The 25,678-nt window shown below is 48.7% G+C and carries 30 protein-coding genes; 11 read left to right on the top strand and 19 right to left on the bottom strand.

All coding sequences use genetic code 11. From position 1 onward, the window contains the following. Together NX722_RS11220 and NX722_RS11215 are read left to right on the top strand one after the other, a co-directional pair. Positions 1-420 (top strand): hypothetical protein, encoded by a 420-nt coding sequence (locus tag NX722_RS11220; RefSeq protein WP_262568049.1) that lies wholly within the window; start codon positions 1-3, stop codon positions 418-420. A 504-nt stretch (positions 421-924) separates the two neighbouring features. Beyond that, a complete protein-coding gene (locus tag NX722_RS11215) occupies positions 925-1,299 on the top strand; it encodes a hypothetical protein (RefSeq protein WP_262568048.1) in 375 nt (124 codons plus the stop codon). A gap of 131 nt (positions 1,300-1,430) precedes the next feature. Here NX722_RS11215 and NX722_RS11210 read toward each other — a convergent pair whose 3' ends face one another. The 12 genes from NX722_RS11210 to NX722_RS11155 form a co-directional block, all read right to left on the bottom strand. Further along, positions 1,431-1,811 carry a type II toxin-antitoxin system VapC family toxin gene (locus tag NX722_RS11210; RefSeq protein WP_262568047.1) on the bottom strand — a complete coding sequence of 127 codons (381 nt, stop codon included), beginning with the start codon at positions 1,809-1,811 and terminating at the stop codon, positions 1,431-1,433. Next, on the bottom strand, positions 1,798-2,091 hold the full coding sequence (locus NX722_RS11205; RefSeq protein WP_262568046.1) for an AbrB/MazE/SpoVT family DNA-binding domain-containing protein: 294 nt from the start codon (positions 2,089-2,091) through the stop codon (positions 1,798-1,800). The genes NX722_RS11210 and NX722_RS11205 overlap by 14 nt, the downstream gene beginning before the upstream one ends. A 129-nt stretch (positions 2,092-2,220) precedes the next feature. After that, on the bottom strand, positions 2,221-3,018 hold the full coding sequence (locus tag NX722_RS11200; RefSeq protein ID WP_262568045.1) for an undecaprenyl-diphosphate phosphatase: 798 nt from the start codon (positions 3,016-3,018) through the stop codon (positions 2,221-2,223). A 183-nt stretch (positions 3,019-3,201) separates the two neighbouring features. Beyond that, entirely contained in the window at positions 3,202-4,425 is a 1,224-nt protein-coding gene (locus NX722_RS11195) for an IS110 family RNA-guided transposase (RefSeq protein ID WP_262564054.1), read from the bottom strand. Between the two features lie 367 nt (positions 4,426-4,792). After that, positions 4,793-6,016, bottom strand: a complete 1,224-nt coding sequence (locus NX722_RS11190) for an IS110 family RNA-guided transposase (protein ID WP_262564054.1) — start codon at positions 6,014-6,016, stop codon at positions 4,793-4,795. Positions 6,017-6,383: 367 nt separating this feature from the next. Further along, positions 6,384-7,607 (bottom strand): IS110 family RNA-guided transposase, encoded by a 1,224-nt coding sequence (locus NX722_RS11185; RefSeq protein WP_262564054.1) that lies wholly within the window; start codon positions 7,605-7,607, stop codon positions 6,384-6,386. Between the two features lie 412 nt (positions 7,608-8,019). Then, positions 8,020-8,841, bottom strand: a complete 822-nt coding sequence (gene galU / locus NX722_RS11180) for a UTP--glucose-1-phosphate uridylyltransferase GalU (RefSeq protein ID WP_262568044.1) — start codon at positions 8,839-8,841, stop codon at positions 8,020-8,022. Between the two features lie 345 nt (positions 8,842-9,186). After that, a complete protein-coding gene (locus NX722_RS11175; protein ID WP_262568043.1) occupies positions 9,187-9,342 on the bottom strand; it encodes a hypothetical protein in 156 nt (51 codons plus the stop codon). A gap of 59 nt (positions 9,343-9,401) precedes the next feature. Then, a complete protein-coding gene (locus NX722_RS11170; protein ID WP_262563664.1) occupies positions 9,402-10,763 on the bottom strand; it encodes an IS110 family RNA-guided transposase in 1,362 nt (453 codons plus the stop codon). Positions 10,764-10,946: 183 nt separating this feature from the next. Next, the gene (locus NX722_RS11165; RefSeq protein WP_262568042.1) at positions 10,947-11,333 is read right to left on the bottom strand and encodes an AAA family ATPase; all 387 of its coding nucleotides are present in this window, start codon (positions 11,331-11,333) and stop codon (positions 10,947-10,949) included. Continuing rightward, entirely contained in the window at positions 11,299-12,726 is a 1,428-nt protein-coding gene (locus NX722_RS11160) for a hypothetical protein (protein WP_262567039.1), read from the bottom strand. The genes NX722_RS11165 and NX722_RS11160 overlap by 35 nt, the downstream gene beginning before the upstream one ends. 146 nt (positions 12,727-12,872) lie before the next feature. Further along, complete coding sequence (locus tag NX722_RS11155) at positions 12,873-13,445, bottom strand: AAA family ATPase (protein WP_265442348.1); 573 nt, start codon at positions 13,443-13,445, stop codon at positions 12,873-12,875. Positions 13,446-13,462: 17 nt separating this feature from the next. Between NX722_RS11155 and NX722_RS11150 the strand changes: the two genes are divergently transcribed. Then, positions 13,463-13,627: a type II toxin-antitoxin system HigB family toxin gene (locus NX722_RS11150; RefSeq protein WP_262568040.1), complete on the top strand. Its 165-nt coding sequence runs from the start codon at positions 13,463-13,465 to the stop codon at positions 13,625-13,627. Positions 13,628-13,704: 77 nt separating this feature from the next. Next, positions 13,705-14,160 (top strand): helix-turn-helix domain-containing protein, encoded by a 456-nt coding sequence (locus tag NX722_RS11145; RefSeq protein ID WP_262568039.1) that lies wholly within the window; start codon positions 13,705-13,707, stop codon positions 14,158-14,160. Between the two features lie 95 nt (positions 14,161-14,255). Here NX722_RS11145 and NX722_RS11140 read toward each other — a convergent pair whose 3' ends face one another. After that, positions 14,256-14,480 (bottom strand): hypothetical protein, encoded by a 225-nt coding sequence (locus NX722_RS11140; RefSeq protein WP_262568038.1) that lies wholly within the window; start codon positions 14,478-14,480, stop codon positions 14,256-14,258. Between the two features lie 111 nt (positions 14,481-14,591). Between NX722_RS11140 and NX722_RS11135 the strand changes: the two genes are divergently transcribed. The 3 genes from NX722_RS11135 (at position 14,592) to NX722_RS11125 (ending at position 16,978) form a co-directional block, all read left to right on the top strand. Next, on the top strand, positions 14,592-14,915 hold the full coding sequence (locus tag NX722_RS11135; protein ID WP_262568037.1) for a type II toxin-antitoxin system PrlF family antitoxin: 324 nt from the start codon (positions 14,592-14,594) through the stop codon (positions 14,913-14,915). Between the two features lie 2 nt (positions 14,916-14,917). Further along, positions 14,918-15,394 carry a type II toxin-antitoxin system YhaV family toxin gene (locus NX722_RS11130; RefSeq protein ID WP_262568036.1) on the top strand — a complete coding sequence of 159 codons (477 nt, stop codon included), beginning with the start codon at positions 14,918-14,920 and terminating at the stop codon, positions 15,392-15,394. Positions 15,395-15,460: 66 nt separating this feature from the next. Next, positions 15,461-16,978 (top strand): IS1182 family transposase, encoded by a 1,518-nt coding sequence (locus NX722_RS11125; RefSeq protein ID WP_262563985.1) that lies wholly within the window; start codon positions 15,461-15,463, stop codon positions 16,976-16,978. Between the two features lie 245 nt (positions 16,979-17,223). Here the strand turns inward: NX722_RS11125 and NX722_RS11120 are convergent, their stop codons facing one another. The 4 genes from NX722_RS11120 to NX722_RS11105 form a co-directional block, all read right to left on the bottom strand. After that, entirely contained in the window at positions 17,224-18,021 is a 798-nt protein-coding gene (locus tag NX722_RS11120; protein ID WP_262568035.1) for an undecaprenyl-diphosphate phosphatase, read from the bottom strand. Between the two features lie 241 nt (positions 18,022-18,262). Further along, the gene (gene galU, locus NX722_RS11115; RefSeq protein ID WP_262568034.1) at positions 18,263-19,084 is read right to left on the bottom strand and encodes a UTP--glucose-1-phosphate uridylyltransferase GalU; all 822 of its coding nucleotides are present in this window, start codon (positions 19,082-19,084) and stop codon (positions 18,263-18,265) included. A gap of 96 nt (positions 19,085-19,180) precedes the next feature. Beyond that, positions 19,181-19,462: a helix-turn-helix domain-containing protein gene (locus tag NX722_RS11110; RefSeq protein WP_262568033.1), complete on the bottom strand. Its 282-nt coding sequence runs from the start codon at positions 19,460-19,462 to the stop codon at positions 19,181-19,183. Positions 19,463-19,474: 12 nt separating this feature from the next. Beyond that, positions 19,475-19,666 carry a type II toxin-antitoxin system RelE/ParE family toxin gene (locus NX722_RS11105; RefSeq protein WP_262568645.1) on the bottom strand — a complete coding sequence of 64 codons (192 nt, stop codon included), beginning with the start codon at positions 19,664-19,666 and terminating at the stop codon, positions 19,475-19,477. A gap of 245 nt (positions 19,667-19,911) precedes the next feature. On the opposite strand from NX722_RS11105, the gene istA reads away from it, so the two are divergent. The 4 genes from istA (at position 19,912) to NX722_RS11085 (ending at position 23,076) form a co-directional block, all read left to right on the top strand. Continuing rightward, the gene (gene istA, locus NX722_RS11100; protein WP_262564039.1) at positions 19,912-21,450 is read left to right on the top strand and encodes an IS21 family transposase; all 1,539 of its coding nucleotides are present in this window, start codon (positions 19,912-19,914) and stop codon (positions 21,448-21,450) included. A 19-nt stretch (positions 21,451-21,469) separates the two neighbouring features. Continuing rightward, positions 21,470-22,225 (top strand): IS21-like element helper ATPase IstB, encoded by a 756-nt coding sequence (gene istB, locus NX722_RS11095; protein WP_262568032.1) that lies wholly within the window; start codon positions 21,470-21,472, stop codon positions 22,223-22,225. 171 nt (positions 22,226-22,396) lie between these two features. Next, positions 22,397-22,654, top strand: a complete 258-nt coding sequence (locus tag NX722_RS11090) for a type II toxin-antitoxin system Phd/YefM family antitoxin (RefSeq protein WP_262568031.1) — start codon at positions 22,397-22,399, stop codon at positions 22,652-22,654. Then, a complete protein-coding gene (locus tag NX722_RS11085; protein WP_262568030.1) occupies positions 22,654-23,076 on the top strand; it encodes a type II toxin-antitoxin system VapC family toxin in 423 nt (140 codons plus the stop codon). The genes NX722_RS11090 and NX722_RS11085 overlap by 1 nt, the downstream gene beginning before the upstream one ends. A gap of 39 nt (positions 23,077-23,115) precedes the next feature. Here NX722_RS11085 and NX722_RS11080 read toward each other — a convergent pair whose 3' ends face one another. Continuing rightward, positions 23,116-23,289 carry a hypothetical protein gene (locus NX722_RS11080; RefSeq protein WP_262568029.1) on the bottom strand — a complete coding sequence of 58 codons (174 nt, stop codon included), beginning with the start codon at positions 23,287-23,289 and terminating at the stop codon, positions 23,116-23,118. A gap of 200 nt (positions 23,290-23,489) precedes the next feature. Next, complete coding sequence (locus tag NX722_RS11075; RefSeq protein ID WP_262568028.1) at positions 23,490-25,523, bottom strand: polysaccharide biosynthesis protein; 2,034 nt, start codon at positions 25,521-25,523, stop codon at positions 23,490-23,492. Positions 25,524-25,678 lie beyond the last annotated feature (155 nt).

The raw sequence follows: 25,678 nt of genomic DNA, 5'->3' as shown, positions 1-25,678 counted from the left end.
TTGGAGGCAACAATAGGGAAAAGTGGTGTCTTAATTGCTGATTTTGAAGCGGTTTGTAGAAAAGTTACGGTCAGACGCCACCGCGAAAAGCAAGGGCAGGAAAATGCTCAGAAAAAACCACTGATTGATCTGGATTTACATCATCCACCCTGCAAAAAATTCCACGCTAACCAAGCGTTTTATGCCTGTGGACAGATTGCACAGATTTTGCTGAGAGCTTTGCAGTACAGGGGGTTGCCGAAGAAAGAGAGAAAACATGGAATCCGGCCATTGATTAGAAAGCTGGTACGGTCTGTAGGGCATCTGACATACAGTAGCAGACAATGGACATTGAAATTTGTGAAAACGACAGTCGCTCTGGATTGGTTATGGGAGGCCTCAGAGAGACTGGAGTTCAGGAAAGCTTCGTTCAGCACATAGCGCTGTCCGAAAACCCTGTTTTTTTTACGGAACGCACAGTACGCAGCCAGTAATAAACAGTGAACCAGCCACCAGGCTGAGAGCCTTCAACGTTTCAGACAGTTTCATGAAATTAGTTTCAGTAAGCAGTTTTATGTTCAGAAGCTACGCTACCGCCCGTCGGACATAGGTGATTACCGCAACACAGACTTGAAACGCCGACACTAAAGCCCGCACTATCGGGGCGTGTTCGACATTTTATATGGATTTAATTGCAATCAACGCAACTGACAAGGTGTCAGAAAGGCTTCTCTGTCAGATGATTTCTTTACTTGGCAGGAAGGAAAAGAATCTGAACTTCAGACTAGTAATTGCGAAGCGTATAATACTAGAACAAAAGTATAAAAGCACAAAAGTACAAAAGTACAAAAACCTGAATTCAGGTATGCTCATTCTGAAAATTTTCTACATTTTAGATGGCTTAGGGAAATTATCAGATTAAGTGCTGAATGACGGGTATAAGCTATGAATCTTCAGAACCCGAAAACACTGGCAGAACTGACCCAGTGCTTCAGCAGACTACTGGAAATAGCCCCCTGTCTGGAAGGCATCAATAATGAGGAAGAATATCAACAGGCCCTGGCAAACACTGAAGCCCTGTTAATCGCCATCGGAGACAACCCGGACGATCCCAGAAACCACCTTCTAAACATGATGACCCATCAGGTTGATGCCTACGAATATCGCATGCACCCCATACTCAGCCAGTGGGATCAGGGTGACGGGGTAACAGCCTTACTGAAAATTCTGATGCGCCAACACAGCCTGAAGCAGTCCGATTTACCAGAAATCGGTAGCAGGGTGTGGTTTCAGAAATCCTCAACGGTAAGCGCACCCTGAACCTGAAACAGATCCGGAAACTGGTCGATCGTTTTGACCTTGATCCAATATTGTTCCTGCAGGATAAAAGGCTCCATTGACCAATTACAGCATCAGGCCAACGAAGCAGGCGTATAAAGAGCCAACCATTGCTATTTGAGCCGGGTGAATTCCGGAAGTCGGGCTGCTTTTTTATCAAAGGTCCAGGTGGTTTCACACTGAAGGGCATTGTGTTGCCCTATCATGGCATCGGCAAAATCATACCCTTTTCGATAGGACTTGATGGCATTGGCTATTGCTGTTGAACTGTCGACCCGAAAGGTTTCAATATCGAGCAGTTCAATCAACTTGTCGCACTGCCGCTTTCTACTGATACCGTAAAAATGAGTAAGCACCCAGACTGTCTCTACCCAGACTATCGGGCTAATGTAAACCAACGGCGATGATTCTAATAACTGCAACGCCTGCTTATATTGAGCCGGGTCATCTGCTGTTAGATAACGAACCAGTATGTTGGTATCAATCCCTGTCATTGCGGGTGCCGCTTTTTTGTTGTGGAGAGTCCGACTGCAAGGAGTCGGTATAGCCTGCCTGAATAGCCTGCTCCATATCCTCCAGAGTTGCTGTGCGGTCGCCAATATCGTCGGCAAAGCAACCCGCAAGGCTGTCAATGCCTTTTTTCAGCGGCTTGATAACGAGGTTGTCATCAATGACTTCAAACAACACCTTATCGCCAGGTTGCAGTAGGAATTTTTCTCTTAAAGCACTGGGAATGGTCACTTGCCCTTTGCTCGTGAGCGAGCTTGTGTTCATATAGCACCTCCAAACCTTGATATGTAATACCAAAAGTAATACTCGAAATGTGCTTTGTCAAAGCAAAAAAAAGCCAGTCTCCGTAAAAAAACAGAGACTGGCTTTTCTAAAAAAACAGATTAATTCAGGTCAGATAAAATAAAGTAATAGTAACCCAAGGCCAAGTCGATACACGACAAACGGCATCAACCCCATGCGGCTGATCATACCCAGAAAGAAGTGAATGCAAAGCATCGCACTGACGCCGGATAGCAGCGCACCACTCACCAGTTCACCCCACATAATCACTTCCGTGGATTTAATCAGGTCAAGGATAACCAGCGGGCTGGCACCCAAAGTCACCGGAATCGACATCAGAAAGGAAAAGCGTGAAGCTGCTTCACGCTTGAATCCCAGCATCAACGCAGCAGTAATGGTGATACCGGAACGGGATGTCCCCGGAATCAGAGAAACCGCCTGAGCAAAACCAATCATCATAGCTGTTTTCAGGTTGATCTTTTCCAGAGGAATTTTGCGCTTGCCAAAATAATCCGCCACACCCATCAACGCACCGAACAGGAGTGTGGTGATCATAATCACCGTGGTCGAACGCAGCATTTTGTCAACACCAGCGGCTTTCATCCAGAAACCAAAGATAACCGCTGGAAAAGTAGCAAGTCCTACATACCAGGCCATTTTACTGTGTTGGGTTGTACCCTTACCCGCCAGAGATAACGTCCAGTCGCGGATCAGCAACCAGATATCCTTGCGGAAATACAGCATAACCGCTGCCAGCGTTCCAATGTGTACCGCCGCATCAAAGGCTATACCCTGGTCCGGCCAGTCCAGCAACTGCGCCGGAAGAATGAGGTGTGCCGAGCTGGAGATCGGCAGGAATTCGGTGATGCCCTGGATTAGGGACAGGGCGATGATTTGAATGATATCCATGTTTTTTTTTGCTTCCCGTTGTCCGTAGTCCGTAGTCCGTAGTCCGTAGTCCGTAGCCCGTGACCCGTAGCCCGTAGCCCGTAGCCCGTAGCCCGTTTTACTATGAAAATAGTGCTCCGAACTCGCAAAGCACTCCATCCTCACCGACAGGCAAGGTTCTTACTCGCAGCCTCTGATGAGCTTTTATTCTTTAGTTAAAGCTGGCAGATAATTATATTTCTGGAGCATCTGTAACCAGCGCGGTGCATTCCTGTGAACCGTCAGTGCTTCGTAATCAATCTCTGGATCCTTGTAGGGCGTAAGCCTGGTGAGGATGCAGTAGATCACCCGCAACATTTTATGTCCGATGGCAATGATGCTGCGCTTATATCCACGGCGAATGGTCAGGCTTTGATGTTTGCCTTTGAACTGGCTTTTGGTCTTTACAGCTGCCTGACTGATCTCACACATCAGCCGTCGTAAGGACTGGTTGCCCTTACGAGTTTTACCACTCTTACGCTTACCGGCACTTTCATTGTTGCCCGGACATAGGCCTGCCCAGGATGCCAGAGACTCCCGGCTGCCAAAGGCACTCATGTCATCACCGATCTCAGCAATCAACCCTGCTGCTGCGATCTCATCGACTCCCGGAAGGGTTTGCAATAGCTGCCAGGGTTCCCGGTACTGAGTTTGTACAATATTGCGTATTCCCGCATCCAATTCGGCAACCTCATCATCCAGATACTGAATATGTTTCCGGATGCTCTTAAGCACTGTCAGATGTGCTGAAGACAGCGAGCCTTCCATGCTGTCGAATAACTCTTTGGTTTTGCTCTTCAGCTTGCCACGGGCAAACTTCACCAGCTCTTGCGGAGGCAGGCCGTCAATCAGTCCCTGAATCATTTCCTGTGCGGACTTGCCATGTATGTCACTCACTACACCACCGAGACGGATGCCGGCATCGTCCAGAACTTTATGCAGACGGGTCTTTTCACCGGCAAGCTGCCCCACCAGTTTCTGACGACGGCGAAACAGCAACCTCAGCTGCTCGATATCAGGGGGCGGTACAAAGCTGGGGCGAAGCAAACCACACCGACCCAGTGTTGCCAGCCACTGACTGTCCTGGACATCAGTCTTGCGACCGGGCACATTCTTGACGTGACGGGCATTGACAACCCAGACCTTGAGGCCTGCTTTAATCAGAGTTTCGTGAACGCATTTCCAGTAAACGCCAGTACTTTCCATGACTACGAGCTCAACCTGATGTTTCACCAGGAAGTCGCGAAGCTTCCTGCGTTCACGTCGATACGTCTTGAACGACTGAGTGATCTCTTTGATTTCGCCGTTTTCATCTTCGGTCTGAACAGTCGCCATGACCATCATCTTGTGAACATCGAGGCCAGCACAACATTTCAAAATTGACTGCATCAGACTAATCTCCCTATGGATCATGGAAGATGGCAAGGTCTGATGGATTGATCGTGGGCCATAAGCCGAGGATCAGCAGAGGTCTTTTTACTATCCGTTCAACGTCGTAAGGCGGGAAACGATTAGGGGTACGAGCGATCCGTCCAGGTCAGTTTAGGTTCAGGGTCAAAAGCCTCTGAAAAATTTGTCGACCATGATCAGGCCTTGCCGCCCACTCCAAGTCTGGATGAAGGCTTCAATATTTTCATGCTTCGGGGTGGCCAGTTACCGGCCATGAACGTTTACTATGAAAATAGTGCTCCGAACTCGCAAAGCACTCCATCCTCACCGACAGGCAAGGTTCTTACTCGCAGCCTCTGATGAGCTTTTATTCTTTAGTTAAAGCTGGCAGATAATTATATTTCTGGAGCATCTGTAACCAGCGCGGTGCATTCCTGTGAACCGTCAGTGCTTCGTAATCAATCTCTGGATCCTTGTAGGGCGTAAGCCTGGTGAGGATGCAGTAGATCACCCGCAACATTTTATGTCCGATGGCAATGATGCTGCGCTTATATCCACGGCGAATGGTCAGGCTTTGATGTTTGCCTTTGAACTGGCTTTTGGTCTTTACAGCTGCCTGACTGATCTCACACATCAGCCGTCGTAAGGACTGGTTGCCCTTACGAGTTTTACCACTCTTACGCTTACCGGCACTTTCATTGTTGCCCGGACATAGGCCTGCCCAGGATGCCAGAGACTCCCGGCTGCCAAAGGCACTCATGTCATCACCGATCTCAGCAATCAACCCTGCTGCTGCGATCTCATCGACTCCCGGAAGGGTTTGCAATAGCTGCCAGGGTTCCCGGTACTGAGTTTGTACAATATTGCGTATTCCCGCATCCAATTCGGCAACCTCATCATCCAGATACTGAATATGTTTCCGGATGCTCTTAAGCACTGTCAGATGTGCTGAAGACAGCGAGCCTTCCATGCTGTCGAATAACTCTTTGGTTTTGCTCTTCAGCTTGCCACGGGCAAACTTCACCAGCTCTTGCGGAGGCAGGCCGTCAATCAGTCCCTGAATCATTTCCTGTGCGGACTTGCCATGTATGTCACTCACTACACCACCGAGACGGATGCCGGCATCGTCCAGAACTTTATGCAGACGGGTCTTTTCACCGGCAAGCTGCCCCACCAGTTTCTGACGACGGCGAAACAGCAACCTCAGCTGCTCGATATCAGGGGGCGGTACAAAGCTGGGGCGAAGCAAACCACACCGACCCAGTGTTGCCAGCCACTGACTGTCCTGGACATCAGTCTTGCGACCGGGCACATTCTTGACGTGACGGGCATTGACAACCCAGACCTTGAGGCCTGCTTTAATCAGAGTTTCGTGAACGCATTTCCAGTAAACGCCAGTACTTTCCATGACTACGAGCTCAACCTGATGTTTCACCAGGAAGTCGCGAAGCTTCCTGCGTTCACGTCGATACGTCTTGAACGACTGAGTGATCTCTTTGATTTCGCCGTTTTCATCTTCGGTCTGAACAGTCGCCATGACCATCATCTTGTGAACATCGAGGCCAGCACAACATTTCAAAATTGACTGCATCAGACTAATCTCCCTATGGATCATGGAAGATGGCAAGGTCTGATGGATTGATCGTGGGCCATAAGCCGAGGATCAGCAGAGGTCTTTTTACTATCCGTTCAACGTCGTAAGGCGGGAAACGATTAGGGGTACGAGCGATCCGTCCAGGTCAGTTTAGGTTCAGGGTCAAAAGCCTCTGAAAAATTTGTCGACCATGATCAGGCCTTGCCGCCCACTCCAAGTCTGGATGAAGGCTTCAATATTTTCATGCTTCGGGGTGGCCAGTTACCGGCCATGAACGTTTACTATGAAAATAGTGCTCCGAACTCGCAAAGCACTCCATCCTCACCGACAGGCAAGGTTCTTACTCGCAGCCTCTGATGAGCTTTTATTCTTTAGTTAAAGCTGGCAGATAATTATATTTCTGGAGCATCTGTAACCAGCGCGGTGCATTCCTGTGAACCGTCAGTGCTTCGTAATCAATCTCTGGATCCTTGTAGGGCGTAAGCCTGGTGAGGATGCAGTAGATCACCCGCAACATTTTATGTCCGATGGCAATGATGCTGCGCTTATATCCACGGCGAATGGTCAGGCTTTGATGTTTGCCTTTGAACTGGCTTTTGGTCTTTACAGCTGCCTGACTGATCTCACACATCAGCCGTCGTAAGGACTGGTTGCCCTTACGAGTTTTACCACTCTTACGCTTACCGGCACTTTCATTGTTGCCCGGACATAGGCCTGCCCAGGATGCCAGAGACTCCCGGCTGCCAAAGGCACTCATGTCATCACCGATCTCAGCAATCAACCCTGCTGCTGCGATCTCATCGACTCCCGGAAGGGTTTGCAATAGCTGCCAGGGTTCCCGGTACTGAGTTTGTACAATATTGCGTATTCCCGCATCCAATTCGGCAACCTCATCATCCAGATACTGAATATGTTTCCGGATGCTCTTAAGCACTGTCAGATGTGCTGAAGACAGCGAGCCTTCCATGCTGTCGAATAACTCTTTGGTTTTGCTCTTCAGCTTGCCACGGGCAAACTTCACCAGCTCTTGCGGAGGCAGGCCGTCAATCAGTCCCTGAATCATTTCCTGTGCGGACTTGCCATGTATGTCACTCACTACACCACCGAGACGGATGCCGGCATCGTCCAGAACTTTATGCAGACGGGTCTTTTCACCGGCAAGCTGCCCCACCAGTTTCTGACGACGGCGAAACAGCAACCTCAGCTGCTCGATATCAGGGGGCGGTACAAAGCTGGGGCGAAGCAAACCACACCGACCCAGTGTTGCCAGCCACTGACTGTCCTGGACATCAGTCTTGCGACCGGGCACATTCTTGACGTGACGGGCATTGACAACCCAGACCTTGAGGCCTGCTTTAATCAGAGTTTCGTGAACGCATTTCCAGTAAACGCCAGTACTTTCCATGACTACGAGCTCAACCTGATGTTTCACCAGGAAGTCGCGAAGCTTCCTGCGTTCACGTCGATACGTCTTGAACGACTGAGTGATCTCTTTGATTTCGCCGTTTTCATCTTCGGTCTGAACAGTCGCCATGACCATCATCTTGTGAACATCGAGGCCAGCACAACATTTCAAAATTGACTGCATCAGACTAATCTCCCTATGGATCATGGAAGATGGCAAGGTCTGATGGATTGATCGTGGGCCATAAGCCGAGGATCAGCAGAGGTCTTTTTACTATCCGTTCAACGTCGTAAGGCGGGAAACGATTAGGGGTACGAGCGATCCGTCCAGGTCAGTTTAGGTTCAGGGTCAAAAGCCTCTGAAAAATTTGTCGACCATGATCAGGCCTTGCCGCCCACTCCAAGTCTGGATGAAGGCTTCAATATTTTCATGCTTCGGGGTGGCCAGTTACCGGCCATGAACGTTTAGGTTATGTGGGTGGACAGAATTAAGTGCAGGAAGCTTTAACTACGTCTATAAATGGTTGATTAAAATAAAGGTTAAAAATGACTCTCGGGCTTCGGGCTTCGGGCTTCGGGCCACGAAAAAAAGCTCGCTACGCGAGCCTGTCATAACAATAATTCGTCGCTTCGATAAAACCTTCAATACTCCCACAATCAAACCGCTTCCCCTTAAACTTATAAGCCAGAACACACCCACGCTGAGCCTGAGCCAGCAGCGCATCGGTGATCTGGATTTCACCGCCTGCACCCGGCTGGGTGTCGGCAATCAGGTCAAAGATATCCGGAGTCAGAATATAGCGACCAATGATGGCCAGGTTGCTTGGCGCGTCTTCTGTGGCGGGTTTTTCAACCATGTTCTCAACACGGATCAGATCATCGGAAATCGCCTGACCGGCAATAACACCGTATTTATGAACTTCATCTTCCGGCACTTCCATTACCGCCACAATGCTGCAACGGAACTGCTTGTAAAGCTGCGCCATCTGCGCCAGAACACCTTCGCCTACATCGTTGATGCACAGGTCATCGGCCAGTACCACACCGAAAGGCTGGTCGCCCACCAGGGTCTGACCACTCAGGATCGCATGACCCAGACCTTTCATTTCACGCTGACGGGTATAGGAGAATGTACACTCATCAATAATGCTACGAATGCCATTCAGTAACTCTTCCTTGGACGTACCGGAAATCTGGTGTTCCAGCTCGAAGTTGGCGTCGAAGTGATCTTCCAGAGCACGCTTGCCACGACCGGTTACAATACAGATGTCGTTCATACCAGCCTGCAGAGCTTCTTCAACGCCGTATTCGATCAGCGGCTTGCTGACGATAGGCATCATCTCTTTAGGCATGGATTTAGTCGCTGGCAGGAAACGGGTTCCGTAACCAGCGGCGGGGAAAAGGCATTTTTTGATCATTAAAATTCCATTCTAACTATTGGGCAGGTGTGGTCTGTGTTTTGCGAACGAGCCCTGCAAATCAAAACCTGTCAACGTAGCATACAGGGCAGTTGGAATCAGGTTGCGAAGCGCCCATAAAGAAAAAAACGAAAGAAAACCTTTGTGACTTCGTGCATTTGACGTTCACATAAAAATCAGTCATTAGAAATCAAAACCCGCAAATCAGCAATTTGCTGTTTCCGTGTATTATCAAGAACAGGCTTGGGAAACAGCTCAGCATAACTTCTTTTCTCAGCAGGGTGACCACTCAACCGGGAATGAAGTAAAGCTTTGCAGGCCTGACTGGAAGTTGTTTTCTCCTGTTCATAGGTTGGGCACTGCCCCGAACGCACCCGCCTGATACTTGGCATAAAGGTTATCGTCTGCTCGCAGACCCTGCATGCTATCCAGACGCCACACATCACTGTAAAGCCCGTCTTTTTCGGTCAGAAACACCTGATGCTTGCGAAACAGGTTCAATATCTCATGGGAGTGGCAACTTCTGAGTAACTCCTTCGGGACTAGTTATTTGCATAGAGTCAAGATGGTGAGGCTGTTTCAATTTCGACCAGTTTGTAACCCATGTCTTCAGCGCGCTTTCTCATGTTTTTAATGACTCGGTCACGGTATTGCTCCTCGTAGTAATCCTGACCTCTATCTACGTACTCTGAGCCGTTTTTCAGCATGCTGTAAATCAGCCGGGCAAGTTTATGTGCAGTCGCTGTAATCGCTTTTGGTGCCCCCAGCTTACTTCTCATTCGACGATAATAGGCTCCCAGCGCACTTTTCGAACTCACCAGAGTCAGTGCAGCCATACGCAGAGCAGAAGCGGCCCGGTTAGGGATTCTTTTGGTCTTGCTGCTCAACACTTTGCCTCCTGATATCTTGTTTCCCGGGCTCAGTCCCAGCCAGGAACAAAAGTGCTTCACTGTCGGCCAGCGACTCATGTCTGTACCAATTTCAGAAACTACCTTCAGGGCGGTATTTTCCTCTATTCCCTCAATCGATGTCAGATCTACCCCTGTCACCCGGTAAAGGTGAGTTCTTACATCAAAAGCAGGGGCGCTGGCTGATTTGCGTTTTGCAGGCAGAGAGATACTCTCGGACTTATCATCAAACTGGTTCAACTGGTCTTCCAATGCCTTGTCACAAGCTTCAATTTGCTTTTCGTAAAAATCATAAAGCTCAACAGACTGCTTTAAGGCAAATAGGTGTTCCACCCGGTAATGCCCATGCAGTGACTTAGCAATGACTTTCTCTGATTTTTTACAATGAGAGTCCCGGTGTTTGGCCAGTACCTCTGGGTCACGCTCTCCCGCGAGAATGGAGAGAATGATACCCATCCCCGTTTTGCCAGTGATATCCGCAACGACATTGTCCAACAACAGGTTCATTTGCCGTAAAGCTTTCTGCATGTGCTGTATGTGCGACGCCCGGTAACGGATCAGGGTTTCACGCTGACGCATATAGGCACGCAAGGCACACACCTGATCTTCAGGGCGAAAAGCTCCCTCAAGCAGGCCATGAGTATGCAGTTGTTGTAACCACTGACAGTCCTGCACATCACTTTTACGACCAGGGACGTTTTTAACATGACGAGCATTCACCAGTTTGACGTCAAGGCCGTGCTCTTCAAGCATTTCGAAAGCGGGAATCCAATAGATTCCGGTAGACTCCATGACCACGGTCGTAATTCCGATTTTCACGAGCCATTGAGTCATCATTTCGAGATCAGAGGTAAAGCAGGCAAAAGACCGAACCGACTGTTCATCGAGCTCTTTAGGGACAGCAACAAAGTGGAACTCTGAACCAATATCAATGCCTGCAGCATAGAGGTTCACGGTTTTTAGATGGCCAGATATCCGCTTTTGAACTTTAGCCGGATTTGGGTTGTGTTTCATGACTGCGTTCCTACACTACTGAACGAAGGCATATCCGGGTATGGGGCTGTCGATCATATGCAGTCTTCTGAACGAGATCGCCAGGCGTCATCAGTGATGCGGTCGCCAGCCTCCCGACCACGCTAAACTTCGGGCAAGAGCACCAGTGTGCGTTCGGTCTCTGGCTCGGATATGCCTCCTTCCTTATCGTAGGACGAAGAATTGAGGTTGGCAGCTAAGAGTTACTCTGGGTTGTGTGCCCGCCGGGCGGGCTAGTCCGCTAAACAGCAGCTGAGCATTATGGGGGTTAGTGTGCGGGTACTTAAACAGCTCAATCAGCTTAACCAGCATATGCAGATGGAGGTCACTGTCGATTTCATCCAGCACCGCAATACCGCCATTTTCCAAAACCGGAATGATCGTCCTCAACAGAACGTAAGCTGATTTAGTACCACTGGACTCCTCAAAAAAAGGCAGCTTAAACGAAGCTTCGCCGTCCTGATGAATCCCCCAGGGGATAATGATTTGGGTGAAAGTCTCATATTGACTGGTACTATCATTCTGTCTTCTGCGAAGGGAACGGGATGACATTATTTACTCCTGTTTTCGTAACCTTACAGCAATAAGTCACTGCCAGCAGCTTCCAACCATTGTCGAACAGCTTGCTCTGGATTAATGACCTAAGAGTCAGAATCCCTTGACCTCCCGGAAGTCGCCAACGCATGCCCGAGCACTTCATACGCCGCGTAACCAAGGTTTTGCAAGCAGCCTCAATGACTCCCGAACCTATCGGCAGATTCTGTGACAAGTGTTCAGCGTATTGCATACGAGCGCGATTGTTCCTGAAATATTCCAGCTCTGTTTTCAGCTTTGATCGTCGAGGATGTCGCTTGTACTGGTAGACCAGTGCCTTGATCACTCTCTCAACCCCTTCAAACTCTTCCTTTAGAATGTGGCGATAGGTGGTGAATTTTTCTTTGGATTTAGCACTGTTTTCTCCATAGGACAGATCAAATGCCTTCTTCAGGTGTTCTGCAGCATGGTAAAAGTCTACGATCTCGTGGCCTTCCGGGAGTTCATTGGCAAGGAAAGTCCAGTTGTCTTTCGCTCCGTCAGCCACTTTAACCAGAGTCAGGTCAGGCTTTTGCCGAAGGGCTTCATCCAGCAGTTCAGAGAGTGAGTTCTTCAAAGTTACTTTTTTACTTTCGGGCATACGCCCGATTCTGACTGTTGACAGGCGTTCACCCTGAGTATCGTAAAACGACAATGTTCCACAACTGGCCTCCTGACAACCGGCTGGACCACGGGTTCGCTTACCGTCACTTTTATTTTGTTCGCGTTTTTCCTTACGCTTGCCGTCTTTCATTGGCAGCATAACACCGTCGAGGGACGCTGCCACAGTCACCGCCTTTTCTGGAACTTTAACGCTTTCCCAGAGGATACCCTCAAAGGCTTCCCTGTTTGGCTCCCATTGATTGTTAAACTTCTTCGGGAGTCGAGCCAGAGAACTTTCCGAAGGCGACATATTGCCCATCAGATCAAGCAGGTTCTTCACGTCGCCCGGTGGCATTTGAGCGACCATCCAGACAGCTTGCTTTGCCGCCCTTGGTGTCCAGTATCCCTCGACAATACCCGCCCGGAGTTCCAGCGGGACGATGCAGCGATCCTGACCGTTGCGGTAGAGCGTTCGTGGAACTTTGATAGAACCGGCAACAGTCTGATAGGTTTCTGAACTTCGCAATACTCGATGGTAACAGGTGCCGTTGACTTCAATGACCGGGGTGTCAACATCAAGTCCGGATAAGTCTTCTTCCAGAACACCTCGCTCTGCCTGAGCAAAAATCTTGTGAACTTCACCTTCATAGTCTTCAAAGTGTTGAATGGGGTCGTACTGTTCGCGCAGAGCTGCCAGTTTATGATCAAGCTGCTGAATTGCATGACAGGAAAAATTGGCGACTTCAGTCAGTGGCTGACATACTTCCATCGGGGCGGCCTCTCACTAATATGGTGTCGTTTTATCAGTAAACATCATAGCGGTGTTTGGCCGTTACCCTTGCTGGGCAGGGAAATTTGTTGCTACTGCATACTTATTGGGCTGTAGACCCTGAAAAGAGAGTCAATATGAGACTTTCACCCAATGATTTTCTCCTCTTCCCCCTTTTCATTAACGCTACTGGCCTCATTCAGTTCTATGGCAGAAAGGCCTAAATCCAATTGGCAAATAAGCTGGTTGGTGAGTCCATGATAACGTTCAGACTGGTCAAAAAACTGTGCGCTCTCTAACAAGTCCCGATCGTTATAATGACGCTTCCCAAAGATATATATATTCGAGACAAACGAATCAAAGAACCGAATAAACTGCCCGGCTTCAGCAGAATCATGAACCTGGGCTGCGGGTATTACAGAGGCATTCCCCCTGACTTTTTCCGCCAGCGTCTTTTTAAAATCAAACCCTTTTTGCCGGTAACTGTAACTATCTCCCTCCCGTTCCCTGATAAAAAGGTAGCTGTACAGATGGCTGGTTTTGACATGGAGCGATTCGTGAATAACAGCTGATGGTGTCAGTTCAAGACGGTACTTATAATCCCTGCCTTCAAGCACAAACTCCACTTCAAAAAAAGCAGGCTGGTCATCGTGGAGCCGGTGTGTTTGAAAAGGAATAGCTTCAGAGAAAGTTTGTAGAAGCAGCAGAAAAACATCCAAGGTATGCCAGTGCAATAATGGAAACCTACCAAACTCTGCACAAGGGGTACTTTTCGGATATTCACCAGCTGAAAAAAGTGTTCAAGACAACGGAACGCTTTCGCTACGACAAAGATGTCTATGTCATCGATATTTCAGGCAACCACATGCGATTGATAGGAATCATTTACTTCCTCAACTAAAAGCTGTTCATAAAACACATTGTTGACCATAAAGAGTATGACCAAATCACCAGGCGCTGCCAAAAAGGAGGTAAGCTATGAATCTTCAGAACCCGGAAACACTGGCAGAACTGACCCAGTGCTTCAGCAGACTACTGGAAATAGCCTCCTGTCTGGAAGGCATCAATAATGAGGAAGAATATCAACAAGCCCAGGCAAACACTGAAGCCCTGTTAATCGCCATCGGAGACAACCCGGACGATCCCAGAAACCACCTTCTGAACATGATGACCCGCCAGGTTGAAGCTTACGAATATCGCATGCACCCCATACTCAGCCAGTGGGATCAGGGTGACGGGGTAACAGCCTTACTGAAAATTCTGATGCGCCAGCACAGCCTGAAGCAGTCCGATTTACCAGAAATCGGTAGTCAGGGTGTGGTTTCAGAAATCCTCAATGGTAAGCGCACCCTGAACCTGAAACAGATCCGGAAACTGGTCGATCGTTTTGACCTTGATCCAATATTGTTCCTGCAGGATAAAAGGCTCCATTGACCAATTACAGCATCAGGCCAACGAAGCAGGCGTATACGTTTGTAGCATCTGGCGTTTTCGAGGAAGTCATACAGCTGCATAGCAGGGCGGCGTACTCAGGGCATGGATAAAACAACGCCTGCTACCTGCCTTTGAAGGTCGAATGCGCTGGAATACCCAGGCATCAACCCCATACGGCTGATCATACCCAGAAAAAAGTGAATACAAAGCATCGCACTGATACCGGACAGCGCGCCACTCACCAGCTCTCCCCACATAATCACTTCAAAGATAACGTCCAGTCGCAGAAAGGGCAGCACTATGACTTGAATCGTATCCATTTTTTCCGCTGTCCGCTCCCGCAACCCCCACCAACTTCTGCCAGCGGTTGACAAGGTAATGCAAGTGCATTACTTTTTATTGAGTAGTGCTAATGATTAAAGGAGAAAGCAATGACACGACGTTTAGAGACAGAATCCACCTTGACTGACCGGTATCAGACAACCGTACCCGAAATAGTAAGGAAGGCGCTTGGGGTAGGTAAACGGGAAAAAATCAAATACTCCATTCATGGAGACGGCAGCGTTGTGATGTCAAAAGCAGTAGTTGATTCCGAAGATCATGTTGTTGGGGCATTTTTGAATCTGTTGGCCCAGGATGCACGAGACAACCCTGCCACGCTGAAAGCACTGACACCCGAGCTTGTAACTCGAATCGATGACCTGATTGGTGACACAGAGATAGATCTTGATGAACCCCTGTCTGATGAGGAGTAGTTATGGAGTGCCAAGTCATTAATGGTTGGACAATACTTTTCCATCCTTTGTTTAGTGATCAGGTTGAAGCACTGATACAGGAAGTAAAAACTCTAAAGGAAAAGCATCCAGACACGTACAGAAAAAAAAATGCGACTAAAAGACTTGCAGCCATAAGAAAACTGGCATTCACGGTGATACCGGAAGATCCAGGCCGTCCAGAGTACCGCCAGGGGGCAACTTTAGGCATCGATTATAAACATTGGTTCAGGGCGAAGTTTTTCCAGCAGTATCGTTTGTTTTTTCGTTTTGATTTAAAAAGCAAATTGATAATTTATGTCTGGGTTAATGACGAAAAAACTAAGCGTGCATACAACACTAAAAATGACGCATATGCGGTTTTTGAGAAAATGTTAAGCAATGGTAACCCTCCAGATTCGCTTGATCAGCTTATAGATGAGGCTCGTTCGAAGAACCACCAACAGCTCTCTGATAACTAGGAGCCTGACCGAGAATAGGATTTATCTGATATAATAGCGTTCAAAACGCAGCCCTGATGAAGCCTGATGTCGCCACCACCAAAATTCAAGGATAGCCCTGTTGAGTTCGACCAGCACCTGCTGTTTCCAACCAACATCTTTGATCTTCTTCCCAAAGATCATGACTGCTACATCTATGAGACCATCTTCCAGAACATTGATACCTCGGAAGTTGAAAAGCAGTACCATCACCTTGGACAGCATGCCTACCCACCCAAGCTGATCGTAGGTATCCTGATCTACGCCTACAGTCATGGTGTATTCAGCTCCCGTGAAATAGAAAAACGGTGTCGGCAGGACTTGGCATTCATGTACATCTCTCAGATGAATTGCCCAAACTTTCGGGTCCTGGGGGACTTCCGCAAAAACAACCTGTCGTTTTTTCATGACTGTTTCAAACAGTCCGTCAAGCTGGCGATGGAGCTGAAACTGGCATCGCTTGGGCATATCAGCCTGGATGGTTCGAAATTCAAAGCCAACAGTTCAAAGCATAAGGCCATGAGCTACGGCCGGCTTAAAGCCAAAGAGGCAGAACTCAGCGCTGAGGTTGATGAACTGATCAAAAAAGCCAGCCAGTGCGATCAGGAAGAAGACGACGCCTACAAAGAAACCAATGGCTACAGTATTCCTGAAGACCTCCTGTTTAAAGAAGAACGGCTGAAGAAAATTAAGGCTGCTAAAAAAGCACTGGAAGAGCGTGAGAAAGCCCTCAATCCGGACGAGCCAATAGACGACAAGAAACAGATTAGCTTTGCAGACCATGATGCCCGGATGATGAGCAAGAAGGGGTACTGCGAATACAGCTACAATGCTCAAATTAATGTAGATGCGGATCACCAGATCATTGTCGGCCAACACATCAGTCAACGCGCCAACGACGTACAGGAAGTAGAGCCTGCTCTTCAGGCTTTGTCAGAATCTACCGATGGCGCGGCTGTGGATAAATGGAGTATGGACAACGGCTATTTTTCAGGGCCAAATCTGCACACCTTGGATAAACATGGAATAGACGGTTATATCGCTACTGACAAGGAAGAAAAACCGGCTGTTACGGACCTTGAAAATACTGATCGAAAATTTGTCAAAGCGGATTTTACATACAATATTGAAGCTGACGTCTTCATCTGTCCGGCTGGGGAAAAATTGGTTACCAATCCAGCCAGTAAAGCTAAGAGGAAAGGCTACCGGGCAAACAAGGAAGTATGCCGAGAGTGCGCTTACCGCTCCAGATGCAGTGGCTCCAAGAAAAGTGCAGGCAAGGTAATTCGCACAGACAAGTTTGAAACTGCACGACAAGCCATGAATAAAAAAATGGAAACAAGCGAAGCGAAAGCGGTATACGAACGTCGCAAAGTAATAGCGGAACCGCCGTTTGGTCAGATAAAAAACTCTGGATTCAGGAGTTTCAGTCTGCGCGGGAAAGAGAAAGTGGAAGCAGAGTTTTCACTGGTATGCACAGTGCATAATTTCAAAAAAATTGTGAAGAAAGCTTTAACGGGGTCACTCCGTCTTGAGGATTTAAAAAAGGTTGAAAAAGCGGCATAAAGGTAAAGAAAAGCTGTAAATTGGCAAAAATGAGCAAATCAACCTCAAAAAGTGGTTGTTTTTTGCTCATTTTGAATTTTGCGAAACCTTTAGGAGGACTGCCTAAGCTATTCTCGGTCAGGCTCCTAGAAGCCTGACCATCAATCATTTTCAGTGCGTTTATACACCTGCCTGAAAGGCGGACAAAAAAAAGCCAGCCCCCACATCAAACAGCAAGGACTGGCTTTATGAAAAAACGCTTTGGGTCAGATCAGGAACAGAAGCACCAGGCCCAGCCCAAGGCGATACACGACAAACGGCATCAACCCCATACGACTGATCATACCCAGAAAGAAGTGAATACAGAGCATGGCGCTGACACCGGAAAGGAGCGCACCACTCACCAGCTCTCCCCACATAATCACTTCCGTCGATTTAATCAGGTCAAGGATAACCAGCAGACTGGCACCCAACGTCACCGGAATCGACAACAGAAAGGAAAAACGAGCAGCCGCTTCACGCTTGAAGCCCAGCATTAACGCCGCCGTAATAGTGATGCCGGAACGGGATGTACCAGGAATCAGGGAAATCGCCTGAGCTAAACCAATCATCATGGCTGTTTTCAGGTTGATCTTTTCCAGAGGAATTTTGCGCTTGCCAAAATAATCCGCCACCCCCATCAAAGCACCGAACAGGAGTGTGGTGATCATAATCACCGTGGTCGAACGCAGTATTTCGTCAACACCAGTGGCTTTCATCCAGAAACCAAAGATAACCGCTGGAAAAGTAGCAAGACCCACATACCAGGCCATTTTGCTGTGTTGGGTTGTACCCTTACCCGCCAGAGATAATGTCCAGTCGCGGATCAGCAGCCAGATATCCTTGCGGAAATACAGCATAACCGCTGCCAGCGTACCAATGTGTACCGCCGCATCAAAAGCAATGCCCTGATCCGGCCAGTCCAGCAACTGCGCCGGAAGAATAAGATGTGCCGAGCTGGAGATCGGCAGGAATTCGGTGATGCCCTGGATTAGGGACAGGGCGATGATTTGAATGATATCCATGTTTTTTTTGCTTCCCGTAGTCCGTAGTCCGTAGCCCGTGACCCGTGACCCGTGACCCGTAGCCCGTTTTAGGTTATGTGGGTGGACAGAATTAAGTGCAGGAAGCTTTAACTACGTCTATAAATGGTTGATTAAAATAAAGGTTAAAAATGACTCTCGGGCTTCGGGCTTCGGGCTTCGGGCTTCGGGCTTCGGGCTACGGGCTACGGGCTACGGGCTACGGGCCACGAAAAAAAGCTCGCTACGCGAGCCTGTCATAACAATAATTGGTAGCTTCAATAAACCCTTCAATACTCCCACAATCAAACCGCTTCCCCTTAAACTTATAAGCCAGAACACACCCACGCTGAGCCTGAGCCAGCAGCGCATCGGTGATCTGGATTTCACCGCCTGCACCCGGCTGGGTGTCGGCAATCAGGTCAAAGATATCCGGAGTCAGAATATAGCGACCAATGATGGCCAGGTTGCTTGGCGCGTCTTCTCTGGCGGGTTTTTCAACCATATTCTCAACACGGATAAGGTCATCGGAAATCGCCTGACCGGCAATAACACCGTACTTATGAACTTCCTCTTCCGGTACTTCCATTACCGCCACAATGCTGCAACGGAACTGCTTGTAAAGCTGCGCCATCTGCGCCAAAACACCTTCGCCTGCATCGTTGATGCACAGGTCATCGGCCAGTACCACACCGAAAGGCTGGTCGCCCACCAGGGTCTGACCACTCAGGACCGCATGACCCAGACCTTTCATTTCACGTTGACGGGTATAAGAGAACGTACACTCATCAATAATGCTGCGAATGCCATTCAGTAACTCTTCCTTGGACGTACCGGAAATCTGGTGCTCCAGCTCGAAGTTGGCATCGAAGTGGTCTTCCAGGGCTCGCTTGCCACGACCGGTTACAATACAGATGTCGTTCATACCCGCCTGCAGAGCTTCTTCGACACCGTATTCAATCAGCGGCTTGCTGACGATAGGCATCATCTCTTTGGGCATGGACTTGGTCGCTGGCAGGAAACGGGTTCCATAGCCAGCGGCGGGGAAAAGACACTTTTTAATCATCAAAATTCCATTCTAACTATTAAGCAGGTGTGACATGTATTTTGAGAATGCACACTGAGATTGCCGAAGAGTCTAACAAAAATAAATCTTACGCAATCAAACCAGTCTCAATTCCAGCCTCTTGCCCATCGCGGAAGCCGCATTCGACAGGGTTTTCAGATTCAAGCTGGTGTTTTCAGGGTCAAGCAGCCGGTCTAACTGCGAACGACTGGTGCCCAATATCCGTGCGAAGGCAGATTTATTGACTCCTTCTGTTTTCAGATATTCGCAGATCTGCCAGGCAATAACCCGCTTCATGGCTTCCGCCTGACACTCAGACAAAACCCCCTCTTCAGAAAGAAAGTCGTCAAAGCTACTACCTATATGGGGATTGCTCATTATGAATCTCCTTTATTTTCCTGACACATCGTGGCAACGTGCTTTCGCCAGCTCTAACTCACCAGACGGTGTCTTCTGAGACTTTTTGATAAAACCGTGCAGAAGTACCATTTCAGTTCCATTTACAGTGAACAGCACCCTGGCTATTCTCCCTCCTGATAAGCTAATACGAACTTCCCAGAGCCTCTTATCCAAATTCCTAATGGCTGGGTAACGTCTGGCCTGTGGAATCAGGAATACGACGTAGTGGTTACGATGCGCTCAACTCATGGTGGGTATTCCGGAGCCATCCGGCCACCGATTCCGCTTACATTCGGCCACCCATTCCGTTAGTATCCGGCCACTGATTCCGTTACATCCGGCCACCCCCTTACCGACCAGTGGCGCAGTCCCATAATTCACCGCTACCCTCAAGCTTGAGACCTCCTCAAGGACGAGTGGATAGCATCATGAAGAGACTGCCCATGCGCAAAATTCGTGAAGTACTCAGGCTCAAATTCGAGCACCAACTCAGCATCCGGAAGATTGCCAGTAGCTGCAATATTTCCAGAGCAACCGTCAGTGATTACCTTAACCGGTTTGCTGCTTCCGGACTGGAATGGCCTTTGTCGTCTAATCTGGATGAGACGACACTGGATCAACAACTGTTTCCCGTTCAGCCGCCTGCCTCAAAACGGCAACTGGCCTTGCCAGACTGGAGCGAAATTCATCAGGAACTTCGCAAGTCCGGTGTCACCCTGATGGTACTCTGGCAGGAATACAAGACCAATCATCCTGACGGCTATCAGTACAGTTGGTTCAGTGACCGCTACAGAGAGTGGCGAACGCATCTTGATGTTGTTATGCGCCAAAATCATATTGCAGGCGACAAGCTGTTCATCGATTACGCTGGACAGACGGTTCCTGTCGTTAATCAGCACACAGGGGAGGTTCAGCAGGCGCAGGTGTTTATTGCGACGCTTGGTGCCTCCAGTTACACCTATGCAGAAGCCACATTATCTCAGTCCTTGCCAGACTGGATAGGCTCTCACGTGCGTACCTTTGAATACCTGGGTGGAGTACCCAATAACCTGGTGCCGGACAACCTGAAAAGTGGCGTGAAGCATCCTCATCGTTATGAGCCTGAGATCAATCCTACTTATCAAGACCTGGCCGAACATTATAATGTCGCTGTCGTACCTGCGCGGGTACGATCCCCCAAAGATAAAGGTAAGGTCGAGTCTGCTGTCCAGATAGTTGAACGGTGGATACTGGCGCGTTTACGTCACCAGACATTCTTCTCTCTGGCTTCACTCAATGAGGCTATTGCAGGGTTACTGACAGAACTGAATAACCAACCGTTCCAGAAACTGTCCGGCAGCCGTCGCTCATTGTTTGATTCTCTTGATAAGCCTGCACTGCGCCCACTGCCTGAAATGCGTTATCAATACGCAGAATGGAAAGAGGCACGAGTACATATTGACTACCACGTAGAGGTCGACAAACACTACTACTCGGTCCCTTATCAGCTGGTCAAAAAGCAATTAAGTATACGCATGACCAGTCAGACGATTGAGTGCTTCCATAAGGGGCAAAGAGTCGCCAGCCACCGGCGTTCGCAGCATAAGGGCAGGCATACTACTCAAGCCAGCCACATGCCGGAAAAGCACCGTAAATATGCCGAGTGGACACCAGAGCGAATGCAAAGCTGGGCGGCAAAAATCGGACCTGAAACCGCAGCCGTCATCCAGCGCGTCCTTGCAACACGGCGTTATCCTGAACAGAGTTACCGAAGTTGTCAGGGCATCATCCGTTTAGCCAAAGGCTACGGTAATGACCGACTTGAAAACGCCTGTCGTCGTGCACTTTATGCAGACACCTGCACTTACCGGAGCATAGAGTCAATCCTGAAGCACAATCTCGATCAGCAACCGCTTCCGGAACTGGAGACAGAGACGTTGTTGCCTGATGAGCACGAGAACCTTCGGGGTTCAGACTACTTTAACTAACGACGACAGGAGAATAAAAATGTTAATGAACCCTACGATGGAAAAGCTTCAGGCTCTGAAGCTTACCGGTATGCTCGAAGCATTGGATGAGCAGCTTAAAAGTCCGGATATAGAGCAGCTGTCCTTTGATGAGCGGCTCGGCTTAATGATTGACCGTGAAGTGACCGCAAGGGATAACCGGCGTTTAAAAACAAGGCTTAAAAAAGCACGACTACGTCATGATGCCCGCATGGAAGACATAGACTATCGTCACCCCCGTGGTCTTAAACGAGACCAGATACAGCAGTTGTTATCCAGCCACTGGATACGGGAGCATCAGAACGTGATCATTACAGGGCCGACAGGTGTGGGAAAAACCTGGCTAGCCTGTGCAATGGCACAAAAGGCCTGCCGGGATGGGTACACAGTGCAGTACCTCAGGCTGCCGAGATTACTGCAAGATCTGAACTTGGCAAGGGCTGACGGTCGCTATGTGAAACTGATGACAGCACTGGCAAAAACTGACCTTCTTCTTTTAGACGACTGGGGTCTATCAACTCTGACAGAAAGCCAACGACGTGACCTGTTAGAAATAGTAGAAGACCGGCACAATGTAAAAAGCACCCTGGTCACCAGTCAGATGCCGGTAGATCACTGGCATGAATTGATCGGCGATCCAACACTGGCAGATGCCATTCTGGACAGGCTGATTCACAACGCTCACCGGGTGCCACTGAAGGGCGACTCCCTGCGCAAGAAACAGTCAAAACTGGCAAATTCAGAACTTACGTCCTAAGCTGCTATCCGATGCGTCGCTACGCTCCGAAGAGGGGTGGCCGGATACACTGGAACAGGTGGCCGGATGTTACCGGAATTGGTGGCCGAATGCGCTGGAATACCCATCATGGTTTGGAAACCAAAAAAATGTAGCTACATTACTACAAACAAGCCTGACAGGAGCACAACAATGAGCATAACCACCATATCATCGCGGGCATTTAATCAGAATGTCACAGAAGCCAAACGATCCGCAATGAAACAGCCTGTATTTATTACCGACAGGGGCAGCATTACCCATGTGCTGCTTAATATTGATGAATATCAGTTAATTACCCGTAACGCAGCCAGTATCCTTGAATTGCTGGCGATGCCTGAAGCAGAAAATACCGATTTCGAAGTCGAACCTCTTGAAAACAGCTTCCTGAAACCAGCGGATTTTTCGTGATGTACCTGCTTGATACCAACGTTGTGCCTGTGCTACGCAAGTGCGGCTCAGGTAAAGGGAGCCTGTCAGTAAGCGAGTGGGCAAAAACCGTTGCACCGAATGAACTCTACCTGTCAGCCATCACCATTCTGGAAATCGAAATGGGCATCCTGCTCAAAATCAGGAAAGACCCAGAGCAGGGCGGAGTACTCAGGGCATGGATAAAACAACGCCTGCTGCCTGCCTTTGAGGGCAGAATCCTTCCCTTGGATACCAGAATTGCCCTTACCTGCGCCCAACTGCACGTCCCAAACCCGAAGTCTGAACGAGATGCCATGATTGCAGCCACCGCTATCGTTCACCAAATGACCGTGGTTACCCGAAACATTCAGGACTTTGAGCAAACAGGGGTAAAACTACTGAACCCATGGCACCATTTGTAAAACCTGATGAAGCGGGGCTATGGGAGGCCGGAAGATTCGTCAATCCGAACCAAACAAATCAAGGGTATAGACTTTTCTCGCCACATCGCTCAGTTCGTCCATCATCCGGTTAGAAACAATCACGTCGAACATAGCCTTAAACTCATCTCTTTGGGCATGGACTTGGTCGCTGGCAGGAAACGGGTTCCGTAGCCGGCGGCGGGGAAAAGACATTTTTTGATCATTAAAATTCCATTCTAACTATTGAGCAGGTGTGGCCTGTATTCTGTGAGTGCTGCATATTCTGGCCTCCCGTGAAACGCTCATTCTAGCCAAGCATGTGTGTGAACCCACTTTCAAGACAGTAAACCAACAAATTTAAGTTAAGCCCTGACAGTAGATTTCTGCTCAATCGCTGCCAGCTGCCTGAGCATTCAGGCAACCTGATCAGGCTCTACAGCATGTTCCGGCTGTTTATAAAGCCAGTCCACAACGTTACCACTGGGTCGATAACCATTTACATACCTCAAAAGTAGCTCTCGAGTAATTTTGTAGCGGTGGTCGCCCAGGGTAGCCATAATCTGATTGAGTGCATCATGCAACGCCAGCCAAGGCAGCATTTCTTCAGTTGCTCGACAGATCCGGGGGTGATCTGTCTCCGTAACATTGTCACCGATTAACAGCTCCTCATAGAGCTTTTCACCGGGACGAAGGCCGCTGAACGCTATCTCAATATCCCCATCAGGGTTATATTCATCTTTAACCGTTAACCCTGATAGCGACACCATTCGCTTCGCCAAATCAACGATTTTAACGGGCTTGCCCATTTCCAATACAAAAACATCACCACCCTGACCCATGGCTCCGGCCTGAATCACCAGCTGGGCCGCTTCAGGAATCGTCATAAAGTAACGGTTGATTTCCGGGTGAGTCACAGTAACAGGGCCGCCCAAACGAATTTGTTCACGGAATACAGGAATAACCGACCCGCTGGAACCCAGCACATTACCAAAACGCACCATGGTAAAACGGGTATTGTTGGCAACGGTTTGCGTTCCCTCTAACCCGAACAAATGGGCATGATAAAACGGCACCTGACCTTCATTACTCAGCGCCTGCAACACCATTTCAGCCAACCGTTTTGAAGCCCCCATAACATTGGTAGGACGAACGGCCTTATCGGTAGAGATTAATACAAAGTTCTTCACGCCGCAGGCAATGGCCGCCTGGGCGGTATACAGCGTTCCCAGCACATTGTTACGCAACCCCTGCGACACATTGTATTGCACCATGGGTACATGTTTATAAGCAGCCGCATGATAAAGGGTTTCAACCTTATAAGTACGCATAACATCCACAAGGCGAGCCGGGTCATTAATTGAACCCAGAACAGCCACGATCCTGACCTCAACGCCCTGTTTACGAATGGTGGTTTGTAATTCCCGGTCGATGGCATACAGGTTATATTCTGAATGCTCCAGCAAAATCAGTGTTGTCGGCTTACGGACCAGGGCTTGCCTTGCCATTTCTGAACCGATAGAGCCACCGGCACCCGTGACCATCACCACCCTGCCGGTAATATGTTTCTCAATCAATTCCTGAATGGGCTTCACTTCCTCCCGGCCAAGCACATCACCAATATCAACGTCCTGAATTTCCTGCATCTTAAAACGACCACTGGCCAGATCTTTAATGCCTGGTATGGTTTTTATGGGCAGGCCAAAGCACTCCAGAGATTTCACTATCTCCTGCCGTCGCTGACGTTTGGCTGAAGGAATAGCAAGCAGAAATTCTTCAGCACCATTTTCCTCAACCAATGCCTCAATACAGTCCGGGCTATACACCTGCTTACCCGCCAGAAAACGCCCGTGCATGGCGGCATCATCATCGATAAAGGCGACAGGCCGGTATTCTCTTGAATTATCCAGAGACTCTACCAGTTGTGCTCCCGCTTCCCCTGCACCATAGATAGCAACCGGAACACCCTGCTCCTTATGCCCAACCTTTTTTCTCGAAGGAGTCACCGTGGAGAGCATGATATCTTTAAGGCGATAGCCCATCAGCCAGTAACGTGCAGCGTAACGGCTTAACCCCAGCAGCAAAGCGGAAACAAGCCAGTAAAGTGCGGGTACGCTGCGGGGAACATCATCAAGGTCTAACAAAAAAATCGCTGCCGTTAGCCCCAGGAAAGAAAATAAAGAAGCGCGGAGAATCGTAAAAGAAACCTGTGGCCCCATATAACGCAGAACAGCACGATAAAGCCCCATTCGTATATAAACAGGCAGTGCTATCACCGGAGCCAATAAACACATTTGAAATAGTGATATCAGGTGGTTGGCAAATAGCGTTTCAAAGCCAAATCGAAAGCAATACACTGTGAACAGTGAAAACCAGATCAACAGGATATCAAAACTCAGGGTCACCAGCCGTTTCTGGAACCGGGTGAGCGCAAGCAGCTTATTTCTCATAGTGTCAGGTGTCGTATTTTTAGGAAGTTTTTGTTCACCACAGAGGCACAGAGGAAAAACTTTTTCTGAGAAAAATTTTTAATGGCTATTCAGGTACAAGCTTTATGTATGGATGTCATTTTTTAGCAAAAACAAAAAACTCTGTGCGACCGCCA

This window comes from Endozoicomonas gorgoniicola (assembly GCF_025562715.2).
Classification (GTDB): Bacteria; Pseudomonadota; Gammaproteobacteria; order Pseudomonadales; family Endozoicomonadaceae; genus Endozoicomonas_A; species Endozoicomonas_A gorgoniicola.
The sequence above is the reverse complement of the archived record's forward strand: the minus strand, read 5'-3'. Positions and strand labels throughout refer to the sequence as shown.